Origin of the sequence: Stenotrophomonas maltophilia, assembly GCF_047497515.2 — a bacterium.
Classification (GTDB): Bacteria; Pseudomonadota; Gammaproteobacteria; order Xanthomonadales; family Xanthomonadaceae; genus Stenotrophomonas.
In genome coordinates this window covers 114,147-130,871 of record NZ_JAXAXL020000003.1, presented here as the reverse complement: position 1 = coordinate 130,871, position 16,725 = coordinate 114,147, and the positions used below count along the sequence as shown (strand labels likewise).

The window sequence follows — 16,725 nt, the reverse complement described above, 5'->3', positions numbered from 1 at the left end:
TGATTGCCACTCTATGCGCGGGGGCGGTGAAGAACCGCCGAAGAAAGCGTTCGCGGCGCGTGGGCGCCACCGCTCAGCGCAGCGTCTGCGCCAGTTGCAGGACGTCCGCGAAGAAGCCGCTGTAGTCGTCGCGCGGGGCCTCGTGGGTGTCGCGCCGGTGGATCAGGCGCACCGCCACCACCCGTTGTCCGGGGATGATCAACAGGTACTGGCCCAGATAGCCGTTGGCGGCGTACCCCACGACCGGGCCGCGCGCGATGTCGTAGAGGTCGGCGAGCTTCAGGCCGCGTCCGGTGATCTCGGTGCCGTAGCGCTGTGGCCACTCCGGCCCCAGCCGCTCGGCCAGCGCCGCGATCAGTGCGGCCTTGCTGTCGAAGCTGCGTCCGGCCGTGGTCTGTATGGCCTCCTGTACGCCGGCTTCGACGCCGCGCGCGGACAGCAGATCGGCCAGTTGTGGCTTCAGCTGATAGCGCTCCCATGCTGGAATCCGCCACCACAGAAGTCCCACATCGGGCGAGCGTGCACTCTCAGCGGTCAGCAGCGCCACTGACCGGGCGCTCAGCAGGCGCGTTCCATCCGGCGCCACACCGTCGTCCAGCAGCAGTTGCCCGATGGCCGCCAGATCGTCCGCACGCAATGACAGGCCGGCCATGCCCAGCGGAGTGCCGGCCTCGTCCTTCATCCACGTGTAGTGGGTGATGCCCAGCGGTTTGAACAGGCGCGCGTCCAGATACGCATCCAGCGGCTGGCCGGCCAGCTGCTGCACGATCCCCGGCAGCAGGTTGGTGGCCTTGTTGTTGTACGAGAAGGTGCTGCCCGGCGCATGGCTCAGCTCCGCAGCCAGGGCCAGCTTCACCAGGTCCGGCGCACCTTCCAGCTCCTCGCCGGCATTGGCCACGTTCTGCAGGCCCGAGGTATGGTCCAGCAGCATGCGCACGGTGATGGCCTGCTTATGGCCCTGCTTCCACTCGGGGTAGAGGTGGCTGACTGGTTCGTCGATCGAGGCCAGCCTGCCGTCGTCGAGCAGCAGGCCGATGGCCAGCGCCATCACCGACTTGGTGGCTGACATCAGATGGACGGCATCCGCTCCATCGGCCGGCGCCAACTCAAGAAGGGTTTTCCCATCGTGCCTGACCAGCACCGCATCGGAGTGCGCGGCACGCGCGTTGTGCTCGATCGCGCGAAGCGCATCGTCAGTGGGGGTCGCAAGGGCAGTCAACGGGATCAGCAGCGCCAGCCCGAGGATGCGGGAGAACCGGTATGCGGTTGTCATGAGGGCCTCATTCGGTGAATGCGATTCCAGTATGCCTACAGCTGTAGTCATGCTGCAGTGCCTGAAGTCATGCCGGTGGCTGCGCGATGCAATCATCACGGTGGGACACGCATAACTCGCCAACCCGACACCCGCCGTGGTGCCCCTGGATTGACGAATCGCCGCCGTGACCGCACAGCCCGCTGCCCCTGATATTGCTGCTCGCGCAGAGCGCGGTCTGGATGGACTGAACTTCCTCCTCGCCGACGTCCGCGACGGCCTGGGGCCCTATCTCGCGATCTACCTGCTGGCCGTGCACCACTGGCAACCGGCCAGCATCGGGGCAGTAATGACCGTGTCGGCGGTGGTCGGCCTGCTGACGCAGACCCCGGCCGGTGCATTGATGGACCGCATCGACGCAAAGCGTGCGGCGCTTGCACTGGCCGCGATACTGGTCACCGGCACCTGCCTGCTGCTGCCGTGGATGGATTCGTTCACGCTGATCGCGTTGACCCAGGCGCTCAGTGCCATGGCCGCTACGGTCATCGCGCCGGCCATTGCGGCCATCTCGCTGGGCGTCGGCGGTCCCCGCGCCTTCGCCCGCCGGATGGGCCGCAATGAAACCTTCAACCACGCCGGCAATGCAGTGGCCGCACTGCTGGCCGGCGCCTTGGCATATCTGTGGGGCCCGGTGGTGGTGTTCCCGCTGATGGCAGTGCTGACCGTGGCCAGTCTGGCGGCACTGCGTTCGATTCCGGCGCAGGCGATCGACAGCCAGCGCGCACGTGGCATGGACGCTGCCACCGACACCGATCGCACGCCCGCGTCGGCACGGCTGCTGCTGCATGATCGCAACCTGCTGGTGCTGGCCGCATGCTGCGCACTGTTCCATCTGGCCAATGCCGCAATGCTGCCGCTGGTGGGCCAGAAACTGGCGCTGAGCACTCCCGCCCTGGCCACTACGATGACGGCGGGCTGCATCGTGGCCGCGCAACTGGTGATGATCCCGATGGCATGGCTGGTCGGGGCGCGTGCCGACACATGGGGGCGGCGCCCACTGCTGCTGGCAGGCTTCCTGATCCTGCCGATCCGCGCGGCGCTGTACCCACTGTCCGATGCGCCCGCATGGCTGCTGGGCGTGCAATTGTTGGATGGTGTGGGCGCGGGCCTGTTCGGCGCGCTGCTGCCGGTGATCGTCAGCGACCTGACCGAGGGCACCGGCCGCTTCAATATCACGCTCGGCGCCGTCTCCACCGTATTCGGCGTGGGGGCAGCATTCAGTCCGGGCCTGGCAGGCCTGGTGGTGCAGTTCGCAGGGTATGATGCCGCCTTCCTGGCACTTGCCGTGATTGCAGCGGGCGCGTTCCTGCTGGCGATGCGCGTACCGGAGACGGGCCGCGCATCCGCGCGCCAGCGCAACTGAGACCTCCTCCTGCATGCTCATCCCTTCTTCCCTCATCATCTGGGCCGCCGTCGCCATTGCCACTGTCGGCCTGCTGTTCCGGCCGTTGCGCATTCCGGAATACGTGTGGGCGCTGGCGGCTGCCGCGTTGCTGACGCTCAGCGGCGCGGTGTCAGCAGCCATGGCATGGGGCGCGGTGGCCGAGGGACGTGACGTCTACTTGTTCCTGGTGGGCATGATGGCGCTGGCCGAACTGGCCAGGCGCGAAGGCCTGTTCGACTGGCTGGCACTGTATGCGGTCGGGCATGCCGGCGGTTCGGGACGGCGCCTGTTTGACCTGGTGTTCCTGGTCGGCACGCTGGTGACCGTGTTCCTGTCCAACGATGCGACGGCGGTGGTGCTGACGCCGGCCGTCTACGCGGCCTGCAAGGCGGCGCGTGCCAATCCCCTGCCCTACCTGTTCGTCTGCGCGTTCATCGCCAATGCGGCCAGCTTCGTGCTGCCGATCTCCAATCCGGCCAACCTGGTGGTGTATGGCGCGCATATGCCGCCCTTGCTGCAGTGGCTGGGGCAGTTCGCACTGCCTTCGCTGGCCGCGATCGGTGCCACCTACCTGGTGCTGCGCTGGGTGCATCGACGCGAGATCGCACAGCCGCTGGTGGTGGCGCCCGAGCGCCGGCCGCTGACCGAGGGCGGTCGCTTGAGCGCGTGGGGCGTTCTGTTCACCGGCAGCGTACTGCTGCTGACCTCTGCCCTGAATGGACCACTCGGCCTTGCCACGTTCTGCGCGGGCGCGCTGAGCGTGGCGGTGGTGGCCATTCGCCAACGCAGCAGCCCGCTGCCGCTGCTGCGGCACGTGTCCTGGGGCGTGCTGCCGCTGGTGGCCGGACTGTTCGTACTGGTGGAAGCGGTGGCGCAGACCGGGGTCATCCAGGCGGCGGCCGACGCGCTGCAGGCGGTGGCGCAGTCATCGCCACGCCAGGCTGGCTGGCTGGCCGGTGGTGTCGCCGCTGTGCTCAGCAATCTGGCCAACAACCTGCCGGTCGGATTGGCGGCGGGCTCGCTGGGCCAGATTGCCGAGTTGCCCGCACAGACGCGCGCGGCCCTGTTGGTGGGCGTGGACCTGGGTCCGAACCTGTCGGTGACCGGCTCCCTGGCCACGATGCTGTGGCTGGTGGCGCTGCGCCGCGAAGGTGAGCATGTCAGCGCGCTCGACTTCCTGCGCGTGGGCGTGCTGGTGATGCCGCCGGCGTTGATCGGCGCGCTGTTGCTGCTGTAGCCGGCAGGCGGCGCTTCTATCGGGCCGCGCGAGCGGCGATTCTTTCGACCAGGGTATCGATAGCCGCTTCCATGGCGCGTGCCGTCTGCTCGCCACTCTGGTTGGTGATGACGAAGATGCCCAGATCATGCTTCGGCATGATGTAGATGTAGCACTGCGAGCGCGGCACGCCGCCGTGGTGGGCGTAGTAGGTGCCCTTCAGGCGATCGCCGGCAACGATGTTCCAGAAGTAGCCGACGCTGAATTCGTCGTCGAACCTGGCCAGGGGGCGATGCGACTCCTTCACCACGGGGCCGTTGACCAGCTGGAATTGAAGGTACTTCACCATGTCAGGAACCGTCGCTTTCACATTCCCGGAGGCGCCCCACGGCAGCAGCGGCATGGGCGTGGTCGGCAACGGATTGTCGCTGTGGTAGCCGACCGCCAGCCTTGGCGCTTCAGCATCGCCCAACGTGATCCTGACCCCGTCCATCGCCGCCGTGCCGCTGAAGAAGTCGCGCAGCAGCGCCTCGTAATCACCCGGGTAGACCTGCTCCAGAATGTGCGCAGCCAACTGCGATCCAGCGCTGGAGTACGCGTACTCCTTGCCGGGCCTCTGCGGGATCTGCACGGCATGCAGGTCCCTGAGGAATTCTGCCTTGCCGTAGCCTGCGTAGATGGCATTGAGTGCCGCCGGGGTGCGGTGATCGGTGAACGCCTCCAACACCGTATTGGCACGCTCGGGCAGCATGTTCGGCAGGCCACTGCTGTGCGTCAGCAGATGGCGGATGCGGATGGGTTCGCCCTGGTACTGCAGGTTCGGATAATCGCCCGGCAGATAGGTGCGAACGTCGTCGTCCAATCCCAGCCGGCCTTCCAGCACCGCATTGGCGACCAGGGTGCCGGCCAGGGTCTTGCTGAGCGAGCCGATCTCATAGAGCGTGGCATCGGTCGGCGGCGCCTGGCCGGCCTGCATGTCACCGCGATGGCGGATGAAGGACTGGCCCCGGTACACCACGGCGATGGATGCCGAGTGCAGCAACGGCTGTTCGATCAGGGTCTGCGCCACCGCATCGATGTCCGCGCCAAGATCCTTGGCCGGCGCCTTGGCGCCGGAGCAACCCGCGGCCAGCAGCGCGGCGGACAGGGCGCAGGCATGCAGCCAGCACCTGCTGCGAACAATCATCGAAGGGGCGTCCATGCGTCGTCGCGGGAAGTGGCGTGGGAGCGGAGCCTTACGATAGCCGAGCGGCACAGGTCGCTGGAGGTGCCATTGGACACCTCCAGCGAGGTTCATCCAGGGCGGCGCTGCTGCCGGCCATGCCCTCCCGCTTCCTCAGCGCTGGTAGTCCTTCAGGAACAGCCAGGTGATCAACGTGGCGTCCGGACCCTTCGGGTCGGTGAACGGCAACCCGGACTGGCTGCCGCTCCAGGCATGCCCCATGCCCTGCACCACATAGTGCTGCGCCAGCGTGCGCCCGCCGTAGGTGTACGTATCGACCGTGTACGCGCGTCCACCGGGCACCTGGGCGTGGACGGTGCTGGTGGGCACGTACTTCACCGAATCGTTGTCCAAGCCGTCATCGGCCAGGTCATTGGTCTGCAGGAACTGGCGCACGGCCTGCTGCCCGTTCACTGGGTTGACGGTGAGGTCGGCACTGCCATGGAACACCAGCACCGGCAACGGCCGCGGTGACGGCGAACCGGAACACTGCCAGGCCAGCCGTCCGTTGCTGTCCGGCGAGTAGATGCTGCCTGCCAGCAGGGCGTAGGCGCTGCCGGAAATGGTGGTCGCGCCCTTGAACATGCCACCGGAATGAATGGCGCCAGCGGCGAATACATCCGAGTAGCAGGCCAGCATGATCGAGGTCATCGCCCCTCCGGCGGAAATGCCGGTGACGTAGACCCGGTGCGGATCGACGCTGTAGCCGGTTTTCACCTTGTCCACGATGCCGGCCAGGATCGAGGGCTCGCCGCTGTCGCGGGCCTGGTTGATCGGCAGCTGCCAGTTCCAGCAGCGTGCCGGGTTGGAGGTGACGTTCTGCCGTGGGTACACCACGATGAACCCTTCGCTATCGGCCACGTCATTGAAGCCAGAGGCTTCACCCATCAGGTTCGGCCCGTTGACGCAGCCATGCAGCACCAGCAGCAGGGGCAGCGGCTGGGTCGCGTCGTAGCCGGCCGGCACCCATACCTGGTACTCGCGGGCACCGAACGAATTGCCATACAGGCCGATGTCCCAGTGCCCCGGCGGCTGTGCGGCGAAGGCGTGGCCCGCCATCGCCCACCCGCTGCACAGCACCAGCGCTACTGCCTTGATCGAATCAATTCCGGATTTCATGGCCAGATCCTCATGCGTAGGTCGTGGATGAAGGAGTACCGGAGAGCGCCTCCGGCTGGGGGCGCGCCCAGTATCCGCATCCGGCAGCCGCTGCCGACTGGACCTAGGTCCACTCGCCGGCTCCGGATGACACCGCTAGCCTTGGCTGACAGGGTGGCATCGGGCCATCTGCAATGGACATGCCTCGGGGGAAGGTCGAATGAAACGGAATTGCTTGAGCCTGGTGATCGGCGCATTGCTGGTGTCCGGCCCGGTACTGGCACAGGAGGCGCCGCAGGCAGAAGGCCGCACCGCCTCGCCCACCAACCTGGACAGCATCAAGGTCACCGCCCGCAAGCGCGAGGAGACCCTGCAGGAAGTGCCGGTGGCGGTCACTGCCTTCACCTCCGAGGCGCTGGACAGGATGAATGTCCAGGACATCAGCGACCTGGACGCGCAGGTGCCCAACCTGACCATCTATGCGGCGCGCGGCGCCAGCAGCACGGTGACCGCCTACATCCGCGGCGTGGGCCAGTCCGACCCTACCTGGGGCGCCGATCCGGGCGTCGGCATCTATCTGGATGATGTCTACATCGCGCGGCCGCAGGGAGCGTTGCTGGATGTGTTCGACGTATCGCGCATCGAGGTACTGCGCGGTCCGCAGGGCACGCTGTATGGAAAGAACACCATCGGCGGCGCGATCAAGTACATCTCGCGCGGCCTGCCCACCCAGACCGAGGGCTTCGCCCAGATCACCGTGGGCAACTACAGCCAGCTCGATGCCAAGGCGGCCATCGGCGGCCCGATCGGCGGCGCCGACAGCGGCCTGCGCGCGCGCGTGGCGGTGGCCAGCATGAACCACGATGGCTTTGGCGAGAATACCTTCAACGGTCAGCCGGTCAGCGACAAGCAGATCAACGCGGCACGCCTGAATCTCGGCGCCTATGCGGGCGACGACTTCGACGTGCAGTTCGCACTGGACTGGATCGACGACCAGTCCGGCATGCGTGGCTCGAAGATGCTGGCGCCGAACCCGTTCCTGCGCGCCTACCCACCGATGGACAGCCGCTACGACATCCGCTCGGGCATGCGCAATCTCAACAACGTGGAAACGAAGGGCGCGTCGGCCACGGTGAACTGGCGCCCCAGCGAAGACATCGCAGTGAAGTACGTGGTGGCCAAGCGCGAATCGGACAGCGAGGCCAACATCGACTTCGACACCACGCCGGTCAAGCTGGCCGACGTCAGCGGCACCTACAACGACAACCAGGTCAGCAACGAGGTGCAGCTGAACTACGATGCCGGTGGCCGCGTGCGTGGCGTGGTCGGCGTCTACCAGTTCAGTGGCGAAGCCGGCGGGCAGATCCAGAACAACTACTTCAGCGCGCAGTTCGCCGACAACCAGGGCAAGGTGCTGACCGACAGCATCGCGCTGTATGCGGATTGGACCTTCGACCTGACCCGCAGGCTCAAGCTGGATGTGGGCGCCCGCTACACCGATGAGGACAAGCGTGCGATCGTGCTGAACCGCCTCTATGCCGACCCGGGCTTCAGCCGGCCGGTGGCGGTGACCGCGGATTTCGACAAGAAGACCACCTTCAGGAACGTCTCGCCCAAGGTCTCGCTGGACTACCAGATCACCCCGGACATCATGGTGTATGGCCTGGCAACGCGTGGCTTCAAGTCGGGCGGCTACAACATCCGCGCCAACGCGGTGGCGGTACCGCGCTCGGCCGAGCCGTTCGACGACGAGACCGTCGACAGCTATGAAGTGGGCAGCAAGATGGCCTTCCTCGACCAGCGCCTGTTCCTGAACCTGTCGGCCTTCTACAACAAGTACAAGGACATCCAGTTGTCGGTGTTCACCGGCCTGGATACCAACGGCGATGGCATCGATGATTCCTTCTTCGGCGACTTCACCAATGCCGGCGCCGGTACCGTCAAGGGCCTGGAAGTGGAGTACCAGTACCTGCCGAGCCAGCACTGGCTGATTTCCGGGAACCTGGCCTGGCTGGATACCCGCTACGACGAGTACATCGACCGCGGCATCAACGTGGCCAGGCAGATGAAGTTCACCAATGCGCCGGAATTTTCGGGGGCAGTGAACGTGGAATACCGCACCGACCTGGCCAACGGCAGCAACCTGTCGGCGCGGGTGAGCTACAGCTACCAGAGCGAGGTGTGGCCAACGACCGACCTGAGCCCGGTGATCCGCCAGGAGGGCTACGGGCTGGTCAATGCCGGCGTGATCTGGCGGCTGGATGATGCGTGGACGTTCTCGTTGCAGGGCGCCAACCTGACCGACAAGGAATACCGCACCACCGGTTACAACATTCCAGCGGTGGGCACGCTTATTGGCTTCTACGGGCCGCCACGACAATATAGCCTCAGCATCCGTTACGATTTCTAGGAAGCCCCTGCATGACGCAGTCTTGCGTAGATCTGTACTGGAACAGCGACGATGGCCTGCGACTGCATGCGCGCGATCACGCGCCGGCAGCGGGCCGGGCATGTCGCGGCACGGTGGTGTGCATTCCGGGCCTGACCCGCAATGGCGCCGACTTCGATGCGCTGGCCGATTCGCTCACCCTCGCCGGCTGGCGCGTGATCGCCGTCGACCTGCGCGGGCGCGCCGGCTCGGAGCGCGCCAAGGACCCGTCCCGCTACAACCCGCGCACCTACGCCGACGACATGGTGGCACTGCTGCGCTCGCAGAACATCGACTCGGCGGTGTTCATCGGCACCTCGCTCGGCGTGCTGGTCACCATCACCCTCGCCTCGCGCGCGCCGCAGCTGATTTCCGCGGCGGTGCTCAACGATGCTGGCCCCAAGGTCCCGCGCGAGGCGCTGGCGCGGATCGGCAGGTATGCCGGCAAGCCGGTGCCGCCGATGGATCTGGACCAGGCCACCGCCTATGTGGCGTCGATCGGCAAAGCCGCGTTCCCGCGCTTCACACACGATGACTGGCGTGCGATGGTGGTACGCACGTTCCGGCCGCGCGGCGATGGCCTGCTGGAGCTGGACTACGATCCAGCGGTGATCCGCACCACCCGCCCGTGGCTGCTGTGGCTGCTGCGGCCGGTGCTGTGGCGTGCAGTGCGTGCGCTGACCGCGCGGGTGCCGGTGCTGGTGGTGCGTGGTGCGCTGTCCGACATCCTGCCGGCCGAGGTTGCGCGGCAGATGGCGGCGACAGCGGAGAGTGCCCGCCTGGTCGAAGTGCCCGACGTCGGCCATGCGCCGATGTTGTCCGAGCCGGAAGCGCGTGATGCGATCCTGGCCCTGCTGGAACGTGTGCGATGAGCAGCGGGGCCGCGGAAGACGCGCTGCCTGCCTCCCTGCAAGCGCTGCATCGGTGGGCGGCAGGGGAACGCGTGGGCGCCAGCGTGCACATCACGCAATCACGCATCGATGCCTTCGCCGAGGCGACCGGCGACCACAACTGGATCCATGTCGATCCGGCCCGGGCACGCGCGCAGCTGCCGGGTGGGCAGACCATCGCACACGGGTTCCTGCTGCTCTCTCTCACTGTGGAAGACGATGTGGCCGCCCTCGCCGGCTTTCCCGGCATCGCGCACGTACTCAACTACGGCCTGAACAAGGTGCGCTTCCTGGCACCGGTGCCGAGTGGTTCCGAGGTGCAGGTGCGCTCGCGGCTGCTGTCGCTGGAGCCGCGCCGGCCCGGGCAATGGCTGCTGACCCAGCACAAGGCGGTCGAGCGCGTCGCCGATGGCGAGGTAGCAGCGATGGCTGAGCAGTTGTCACTGGTCGTGCTTGCCGCCTAGCGCCGACCGGCGCCGGTTCTCTCTACACTGGAGCGATGTTGACGCCCTCCGTCGTCCTGTTCGCCTGTATCGCGTGGACCGTACTGCTGTTTGGCGTGGCCCTGTGGGGGGAGCGTCGAGGGCACCGGCTGGCCAGGGCGTGGCCGGTCATCTACGCGCTGTCGCTGGGCGTGCATTGCACGGCCTGGACGTATTACGGGGCCGCCTCTCAGGGCATGCAATGGCACTTCCCGATTCCGCCGACGCTGGTCGGCATGGCGTTGATCTTTGCCTTCGGCCTGCCTTTCCTGCTCCGCCTGGGGCGCCTGGCCAAGCAACACAACAGCGCCACCATCGCCGACCTGGTGGTGGCACGGCTGCGCGCTGACCAGGGCCTGGGCATCACCATCACCCTGGTTGCGCTGTTCGGCATCATTCCCTACATCGCGCTGCAGCTGCGAGCGGTCAGCCAGGGCCTGGCGGCGCTGTTGGGGGATCGCTTCGCGCCGGCCGGCTGGCAGCTGGACATGTCGTTCTGGTTCGCGCTGACCATGGCAGCGTTCACCCTGCTGTTTGGCGCCCGCAAGGCCTCGGCCACCGAGCACAACCGGGGCATCGTGGTGGCGCTGGGCCTGGAATCGCTGTTGAAGCTGGTAGCGTTGCTGGCGATCGGCCTGTATGCGGCGCTGGCGGTGCAGCACTCCGGCGCGCCGCTGCTGCCGAAGATGGCGCAGCTGCCGCCGCCCGCCGTGGTGCCGGACTACCTCACCATGGTCGCGCTGGGCGCGATCTCCGCGTTCACCCTGCCCCATCAGTTCCATGTGGGCGTGGTCGAGCTGCGCAAGCCTTCGGACCTGAAGACAGCGCGCTGGATGTTCGCGGCCTACCTGCTGCTGATCGGCCTGCCTTCGGTGCCGATGGCGCTGGCCGGCGCCGCACAGCTGCCAGCATCGGTATCGCCGGACCTGTATGTGCTGGCGCTGCCGCAGGCCGGCGGCCACCACCTGTTGGCCCTGCTCGCCTATCTCGGCAGCCTGAGTGCCGCCACCGGCATGATGATCCTGTCCGGGCTGACGTTGTCGATCATGCTCGGCAACCACGGCTTTGGCTCGCGCCTGCTGGGCGGCATCGAGACCGGCGCGACCAGCGCCGACCTGCGGCCGCGCGTGCTGGCGTTCCGCCGCGCCGGCATCGTGGCCGTGTTCCTGATGTCATGGTTGTACAGCCGGGCGATGAGCGGCATCGAGGCGCTCAGCGACTTCGGCCTGATGTCGTTCACCGCGCTCTCGCAGCTGGCCCCGGCGGTGCTGCTGGCGGTGTATCGCCCACGTACGCCGACGCCGGCCATCATCGCCGGCATCGTGCTGGGCTCGCTGGTCTGGTTGTGGCTGGTGCTGCTGCCGATGGTGCTTCCTGCCGCGTCAGCTTCGGCCAGCCCCGCCGCACTGCGGTGGCTGGCGGTGGTCTCGCTGCACCTGCAGCCGGGCCACATCGCCCTCAGCATGGGTGCCAGCCTGGTGGTCAATCTGCTGACCGTGGCACTGGTATCCCGTGCCGTGCGGCCGTCACTGCCGCGTCGCCGCGAAGCAGTGGCGGCCGCGTCGCTGCGCAGCACCGCAGGCCGTTTTCTCGGCCAGGAACGGGCGCGCCAGCTGATGGATGGGCACGCCGGGCGGGTGCTGGACGACGATCGGGTCACCGCCATCGAACGCGAACTGACCGCCGTGGTCGGCGCCGGCATGGCGCGGCTGCTGGTGGAAGCCGCCCGCGATGGGGGAGCCGCGCCGCTGGAGGCGGTCACCCGTGCCGTGGGTGAAGCCACCCAGGTGCTGCGCTTCAACCAGCTTCTGCTGGAAGCGGCACTGGAGAACATGAGCCAGGGCATCAGCGTGGTCGATGCCGATCTGCAGCTGGTGGCCTGGAACAGCCGCTATGCCGCGCTGTTCGGATTCCCGCCGTCGCTGCTGCAGGTCGGCCAGCCGGTGGTGAACCTCACCGCATGGGCACTGGCACGCCTGGAAATCGGCACCGTCCCCGGCGACTCGCCCGACAAGGCCCTGCAGCGCCGCGTGGCGCACATGCGGCGAGGTACACCGCATCTGTCCGAGCGCATCTTCCCGGATGACACCATCGTGGAGATCCGTGGCAATCCGATGCCGGGCGGCGGCTACGTGGCCACCTTCACCGATGTCACCGCCTTCCGGCGCGCGGAAGATGCGCTCAAGCGCAGCAACGAGACGCTGGAGCGACGCGTGCAGGAGCGCACCGCCCAGCTGCAGAACGCGGTGCAGGAGGCCGAACGTGCCAACGTGGCCAAAACCCGCTTCCTCACTGCGGTGGGCCATGACCTGATCCAGCCCCTGCACGCCGCGCAGCTGCTGACCGATGCCATGTCGCAGCACATCGAATCCGAGTTCCTCGACAGTTTCCTGCGCCAGATCCGCGGCGCACTGGATTCCACCGACGACCTGCTGTCAGGCCTGCTGGACATCTCGCGGCTGGAAGCCGGTGGATTGGTCGCCGATCCGCGCCCGTTCGCGCTGTCGACGGTACTGGATCCGCTGGCGCAGGAATTCGCCGTGCTGGCTGCAGCACGTGGCCTGCAATTCGGCCATGTGCGTACCCGTGCCTGGGTCCACAGCGATCCCCTGCTGCTGCGCCGGGTGCTGCAGAACTTCCTCGCCAATGCCATCCGCTACACCCGCCGCGGTGGCGTGCTGTTGGGCGTGCGCCGACAAGGGCAGCGGCTGTCGATCGGCGTGCATGACACGGGCCCCGGCATCACCGTGGAGCAGCATGCGGTGGTGTTCGAAGAATTCCACCGGCTGGACCGCAGCAATGGCCAAGGCCTCGGGCTCGGCCTGACCATCGCACACCGCATCGCCGACCTGCTGCACGCGCCATTGCAGCTGCGCAGCGTGCCCAGCCGCGGCTCCACGTTCTCGATCAGCGTGGCCAGCGCGATACCGCCGTCGCTGCCATTGGCGGCGCCCGCAGCCAGTGCCAACAGCACCCTCAAGGGCATCCGTGTGCTGGTGGTCGACAACGATGCGGAGGCGCTGGACGCATTGCGGCAGCTGCTGTTGTCGTGGGGATGCGAGGTCATCGCCGTACGCGCTGCCGATGCCATCGGGGCCTCGGCGCAGGCGGCCGCGCTGTGGCTGTTCGACTATCACCTGGATGACGGCGATACCGGTGTTGCGCTGTGGATGCGCCTGGCCACCCTGCACGGGCCGCGGCCCACGGTGATCCTCAGTGCGGACACGGGCAGCGCCACCCGCGAGGCGGTGCGCGCCGCCGGCCTTTCATTGTTGAGCAAGCCGTTCAAGCCGCTGGCACTGCGCTGGGCAATCAACCACCTGCTGGTGACACCGCGCGCGGCCACGGCATGACGGTCAACCGTCATGGCCGCCTTCAATCTGCCGCGATGGATCGGCCAATCCCATTTCGTGCAGCACGCGGATGGCCTGCGCACGGTTGCGCACCCCCAGCCGCTCCATGATGCGCGTCATGTGCGCCTTGACCGTGCGCAGCTGCACGCCCAGCCGATCGGCAATCTGCTTGTTGAGCAGGCCTTCGGCTACCAGGCCCAGTACCCTGTACTGATGCGCGGACAGGCTGGCCAGCCGTGCGGCCAGGTCGGTATCCCGGTCGAAGGGGGCGATCCGCGCCACCGGCTCGCGCAGCAGCGCCGGTATCCAACGCTCGCCCTCCAGCACCGATTGCAGCGCGGATTGCAGTTCGCTCAACCCCGAACTCTTTGGCAGGTAGCCCGCCGCACCGAGGTCGATGGCACGGCGGATCACCTGCGGCTCTTCGTTGGCCGAGACGATGATGATCGCCAGCCCCGGTTGCAACGCGCGCAGGGTGGCCAGGCCGGCCAGCCCGTGATTGCCCGGCATGTGCAGGTCCAGCAGCATCAGGTCGATCGACTGCTGCTCCAGCACCTCCAGCACGCCGTCGAGCGAACCGGCCTCGCTGATCTGAAGATCGGCCACCGCCTCTACGGCCGCGCGATGCAGTGCCGCACGGAACAGGGGGTGATCGTCGGCGATGAGCAGGGTTGGCATGTGCAGACGAGAGTAGCAAATCGTCCCGCCGTGGGGAGGCGTACCTAGGTACGCTGGCGCCGCGCGGGCATGCGGATAGTGTGGGGGGTGAAGCACGGCTCTCGATACGCCGTCCACGAGGACACCCCATGTCATTCCCTCCTGCCCCTGCCACCTCCGCCTGCCCGCTGCTGATCAAGCAGCTGCTGCGCACGCCACTGGCAGTCCACCCGGACCAGGAGATTGTCTACGGCGATTCGGTCCGTTTCGACTACCGCACGCTGCAGGCGCGCATCGGCCAGCTGGCCGGGTTGTTGACCTCACTTGGGGTCAAGCACGGCGACACCGTGGCGGTGATGGACTGGGACAGCAACCGCTATCTGGAGGCCTACTTCGCCGTACCGATGATCGGCGCGGTGCTGATGATGGTGAACGTGCGCCTGGCCCCCGAACAGATTGCCTACACGCTCAATCACAGCGGTGCGCGGGTGATCCTCGCCAATCGCGAGTTCCTGCCGATACTGGACGGCATCGACGAACAGCTGCCGGATCTGCATACACGCATCCTGCTGGACGATGCCGGCGGTCCATTGCCAGAGGGTTTCGTGACCGAGTACGAGGCGGGCCTGCGCGCAACCGCGGCCGTCACCGACTTCCCGGACTTCGATGAGAACACCCGTGCCACGGTGTTCTACACCACCGGTACCACCGACCTGCCCAAGGGCGTCCATTTCAGCCATCGGCAACTGGTCCTGCATTCGCTGACGGGGATGGCCGCGCTGGGCAGCGCGGCCACCCAAGGACGCCTGCACCGCGGCGACGTCTACATGCCGATCACCCCGATGTTCCATGTGCACGCCTGGGGCCTGCCCTACGTGGCCACGCTGCTGGGCATCAAGCAGGTCTACCCGGGGCGCTACCAGCCTGCACAGCTGCTGGCATTGATCGCCCGCGAAAAGGTCACCTTCTCGCACTGCGTGCCGACCATCCTGCATATGCTGCTGGAGCATCCGCTGGCGGCGGATACCGATCTGGGCAGCTGGAAGGTGATCATCGGCGGCGCGGCCCTGCCGCGTGCGCTGGCGCAACGGGCGCTGGCACGCGGCATCGACATCTTCGGTGGCTACGGCATGTCCGAGACCTGCCCGCTGCTGACGCTCGCCCAGATCGACGTGGACTCCGTGACCGACGTGGATGAGGTTCTTTCGCTGCGCACCAAGGCCGGCATACCCGTGCCGCTGGTGGAGTTGCGCATCGTCGACCCGGACCTGAGCGAGGTCGCCCACGATGGCATCGCGACCGGCGAGGTGGTGGTACGCGCCCCCTGGCTTACCGAGGGTTACCTGCACGATCCCGACGCCTCGGCGGCTTTGTGGGCAGGCGGCTACCTGCATACCGGGGACATCGGCAACATCGACGCCGCCGGCTACCTGCGGGTGACCGACCGCATCAAGGACGTGATCAAGACCGGCGGCGAATGGATCTCGTCGCTGGCACTGGAAGACATCATCGCCCTGCATCCGGCGGTCAGCGAAGTAGCGGTAATCGGAATCGCAGATACAAAATGGGGCGAGCGGCCGTTGCCGCTGGTGGTCCGGCAGCCAGGCAGCAAGGTGACGGAAGCCGAGATCATCGAACTGATCTCGGCCCGCAGCCGTGCCGGGGATATCTCACGCTATGCGATTCCAGAACGCGTCAGCTTCGTGGATTCCATAGAGCGCACCAGCGTGGGCAAGATCAACAAGAAGAAGCTGCGTGGGCTGCATGATCCGGGTGCAGAGGCCGGCACTCGCTGAGCGTCGCGTCCGCGACGCACTCAAGCAGAATCGCAACGTCCCGCAGGCGTGGCGGCTTGTCCGGCCAAGTAAATGAGTCGCCCGATCTCGAACACGGCCGCGATGCGTGGATCATCCACCGCCGCCTCCCAACGACCATTGTCGACACGGCGGAAGCCTTTGGCCTCGGCGCGCAGCTCCGCGAACAGATAGGAAAAATCATAGACCGAGCTGGGGGTGATGACCCCTTCGCCGGCCAGGATCCCTGCGGCGATGGAGTGATTGCCGCCATGCACGAAGCCGATGCGCCAGGGCAACCAGAGCTCGACGCTGTGGTTGAGCGGATCCTGCCGCCAAGGCCCTTGCCAGCGCTGCAGCCACGCCGGACTCTGCGCGTGGCCTTTGGTGCTGCCGATGGTGGCCAGTGCGGACACATAACGCCCGTGGTTCCAGGGCCACGGCAGCACCAGGTCCCGTGCAAGCGCCATCGGATGCTGGTCTGGGTCATGCGTGGTGGGACGCCAAGTGCTGCCGTCATCCGCAAAGAGGCGCCTTCTGACCGCCGGACCAAAGAATGTCCACGAATCCGCCTCGATATCCGGCGTGCCGCCGAACTCGGCAATGCTCAGCAGGTGCTCGGCCTGCAGCGGACGCAGGATCGCGCTGATGAAATCAGGGAGGCCAGCGGGATTGATGGCGGCAATCTCATGAGCGGTCTCCATCAGTCGCTGGAAACGTGCTTCGGGGCGCGCCCGTGCCCGTCGCTCGCTACGGGCCTTGGCCCGTTCGGCCGCGCGCAGCAAGGGGGCGCCAATGCACTGCGCCCAATGGGACAGCGTGGAGCGTGGTTTCAATGGCCACGCCATGGATTCGGGATCGTCCATCCAGGCAGGTGCTCCGTAGTGGAG

At 67.0% G+C, this 16,725-nt stretch carries 12 protein-coding genes; 7 read left to right on the top strand and 5 right to left on the bottom strand.

Features of this window, described 5'->3' with window-relative positions:
* Nucleotides 1-73 precede the first annotated feature (73 nt).
* Nucleotides 74-1,273, bottom strand: a complete 1,200-nt coding sequence (locus tag ACMZPQ_RS07490; RefSeq protein WP_312646017.1) for a serine hydrolase domain-containing protein — start codon at nucleotides 1,271-1,273, stop codon at nucleotides 74-76.
* 166 nt (nucleotides 1,274-1,439) lie between these two features.
* Between ACMZPQ_RS07490 and ACMZPQ_RS07485 the strand changes: the two genes are divergently transcribed.
* Nucleotides 1,440-2,675, top strand: coding sequence for an MFS transporter (locus ACMZPQ_RS07485; protein ID WP_197580226.1), 1,236 nt, complete (start codon nucleotides 1,440-1,442; stop codon nucleotides 2,673-2,675).
* 13 nt (nucleotides 2,676-2,688) lie between these two features.
* Nucleotides 2,689-3,933: an arsenic transporter gene (locus ACMZPQ_RS07480; protein ID WP_197580227.1), complete on the top strand. Its 1,245-nt coding sequence runs from the start codon at nucleotides 2,689-2,691 to the stop codon at nucleotides 3,931-3,933.
* Between the two features lie 16 nt (nucleotides 3,934-3,949).
* On the opposite strand, the gene ACMZPQ_RS07475 is transcribed toward ACMZPQ_RS07480, so the two are convergent.
* Nucleotides 3,950-5,098 (bottom strand): serine hydrolase domain-containing protein, encoded by a 1,149-nt coding sequence (locus tag ACMZPQ_RS07475; protein WP_312646019.1) that lies wholly within the window; start codon nucleotides 5,096-5,098, stop codon nucleotides 3,950-3,952.
* Between the two features lie 150 nt (nucleotides 5,099-5,248).
* Nucleotides 5,249-6,253: an extracellular catalytic domain type 1 short-chain-length polyhydroxyalkanoate depolymerase gene (locus ACMZPQ_RS07470; protein ID WP_197580229.1), complete on the bottom strand. Its 1,005-nt coding sequence runs from the start codon at nucleotides 6,251-6,253 to the stop codon at nucleotides 5,249-5,251.
* Between the two features lie 199 nt (nucleotides 6,254-6,452).
* Between ACMZPQ_RS07470 and ACMZPQ_RS07465 the strand changes: the two genes are divergently transcribed.
* From ACMZPQ_RS07465 to ACMZPQ_RS07450, 4 genes are read left to right on the top strand one after another with little or no spacing between them, the layout of a single operon-like run.
* Nucleotides 6,453-8,642, top strand: a complete 2,190-nt coding sequence (locus ACMZPQ_RS07465) for a TonB-dependent receptor domain-containing protein (RefSeq protein ID WP_197580230.1) — start codon at nucleotides 6,453-6,455, stop codon at nucleotides 8,640-8,642.
* An 11-nt stretch (nucleotides 8,643-8,653) separates the two neighbouring features.
* Entirely contained in the window at nucleotides 8,654-9,532 is an 879-nt protein-coding gene (locus ACMZPQ_RS07460) for an alpha/beta fold hydrolase (RefSeq protein WP_197580231.1), read from the top strand.
* The gene (locus ACMZPQ_RS07455; protein WP_197580232.1) at nucleotides 9,529-10,014 is read left to right on the top strand and encodes a MaoC family dehydratase; all 486 of its coding nucleotides are present in this window, start codon (nucleotides 9,529-9,531) and stop codon (nucleotides 10,012-10,014) included. The genes ACMZPQ_RS07460 and ACMZPQ_RS07455 overlap by 4 nt, the downstream gene beginning before the upstream one ends.
* Nucleotides 10,015-10,049: 35 nt before the next feature.
* Nucleotides 10,050-13,385, top strand: a complete 3,336-nt coding sequence (locus ACMZPQ_RS07450; RefSeq protein WP_312646022.1) for a hybrid sensor histidine kinase/response regulator — start codon at nucleotides 10,050-10,052, stop codon at nucleotides 13,383-13,385.
* Between the two features lie 3 nt (nucleotides 13,386-13,388).
* On the opposite strand, the gene ACMZPQ_RS07445 is transcribed toward ACMZPQ_RS07450, so the two are convergent.
* On the bottom strand, nucleotides 13,389-14,063 hold the full coding sequence (locus ACMZPQ_RS07445; protein WP_197580802.1) for a response regulator transcription factor: 675 nt from the start codon (nucleotides 14,061-14,063) through the stop codon (nucleotides 13,389-13,391).
* Between the two features lie 128 nt (nucleotides 14,064-14,191).
* On the opposite strand from ACMZPQ_RS07445, the gene ACMZPQ_RS07440 reads away from it, so the two are divergent.
* A complete protein-coding gene (locus ACMZPQ_RS07440; RefSeq protein WP_197580801.1) occupies nucleotides 14,192-15,838 on the top strand; it encodes a fatty acid--CoA ligase in 1,647 nt (548 codons plus the stop codon).
* Nucleotides 15,839-15,858: 20 nt separating this feature from the next.
* On the opposite strand, the gene ACMZPQ_RS07435 is transcribed toward ACMZPQ_RS07440, so the two are convergent.
* Nucleotides 15,859-16,701 (bottom strand): DUF6710 family protein, encoded by an 843-nt coding sequence (locus tag ACMZPQ_RS07435; RefSeq protein ID WP_197580800.1) that lies wholly within the window; start codon nucleotides 16,699-16,701, stop codon nucleotides 15,859-15,861.
* Nucleotides 16,702-16,725 lie beyond the last annotated feature (24 nt).

What these genes read in the sequence shown, in the direction of transcription:
- ACMZPQ_RS07490 (WP_312646017.1), bottom strand. Translation starts at nt 1,273, where the DNA reads ATGACAACCGCATACCGGTTCTCCCGCATCCTCGGGCTGGCGCTGCTG.
- ACMZPQ_RS07480 (WP_197580227.1), top strand. Translation starts at nt 2,689, where the DNA reads ATGCTCATCCCTTCTTCCCTCATCATCTGGGCCGCCGTCGCCATTGCC.
- ACMZPQ_RS07475 (WP_312646019.1), bottom strand. Translation starts at nt 5,098, where the DNA reads ATGATTGTTCGCAGCAGGTGCTGGCTGCATGCCTGCGCCCTGTCCGCC.
- ACMZPQ_RS07470 (WP_197580229.1), bottom strand. Translation starts at nt 6,253, where the DNA reads ATGAAATCCGGAATTGATTCGATCAAGGCAGTAGCGCTGGTGCTGTGC.
- ACMZPQ_RS07465 (WP_197580230.1), top strand. Translation starts at nt 6,453, where the DNA reads ATGAAACGGAATTGCTTGAGCCTGGTGATCGGCGCATTGCTGGTGTCC.
- ACMZPQ_RS07460 (WP_197580231.1), top strand. Translation starts at nt 8,654, where the DNA reads ATGACGCAGTCTTGCGTAGATCTGTACTGGAACAGCGACGATGGCCTG.
- ACMZPQ_RS07455 (WP_197580232.1), top strand. Translation starts at nt 9,529, where the DNA reads ATGAGCAGCGGGGCCGCGGAAGACGCGCTGCCTGCCTCCCTGCAAGCG.
- ACMZPQ_RS07450 (WP_312646022.1), top strand. Translation starts at nt 10,050, where the DNA reads ATGTTGACGCCCTCCGTCGTCCTGTTCGCCTGTATCGCGTGGACCGTA.
- ACMZPQ_RS07445 (WP_197580802.1), bottom strand. Translation starts at nt 14,063, where the DNA reads ATGCCAACCCTGCTCATCGCCGACGATCACCCCCTGTTCCGTGCGGCA.
- ACMZPQ_RS07440 (WP_197580801.1), top strand. Translation starts at nt 14,192, where the DNA reads ATGTCATTCCCTCCTGCCCCTGCCACCTCCGCCTGCCCGCTGCTGATC.
- ACMZPQ_RS07435 (WP_197580800.1), bottom strand. Translation starts at nt 16,701, where the DNA reads ATGGACGATCCCGAATCCATGGCGTGGCCATTGAAACCACGCTCCACG.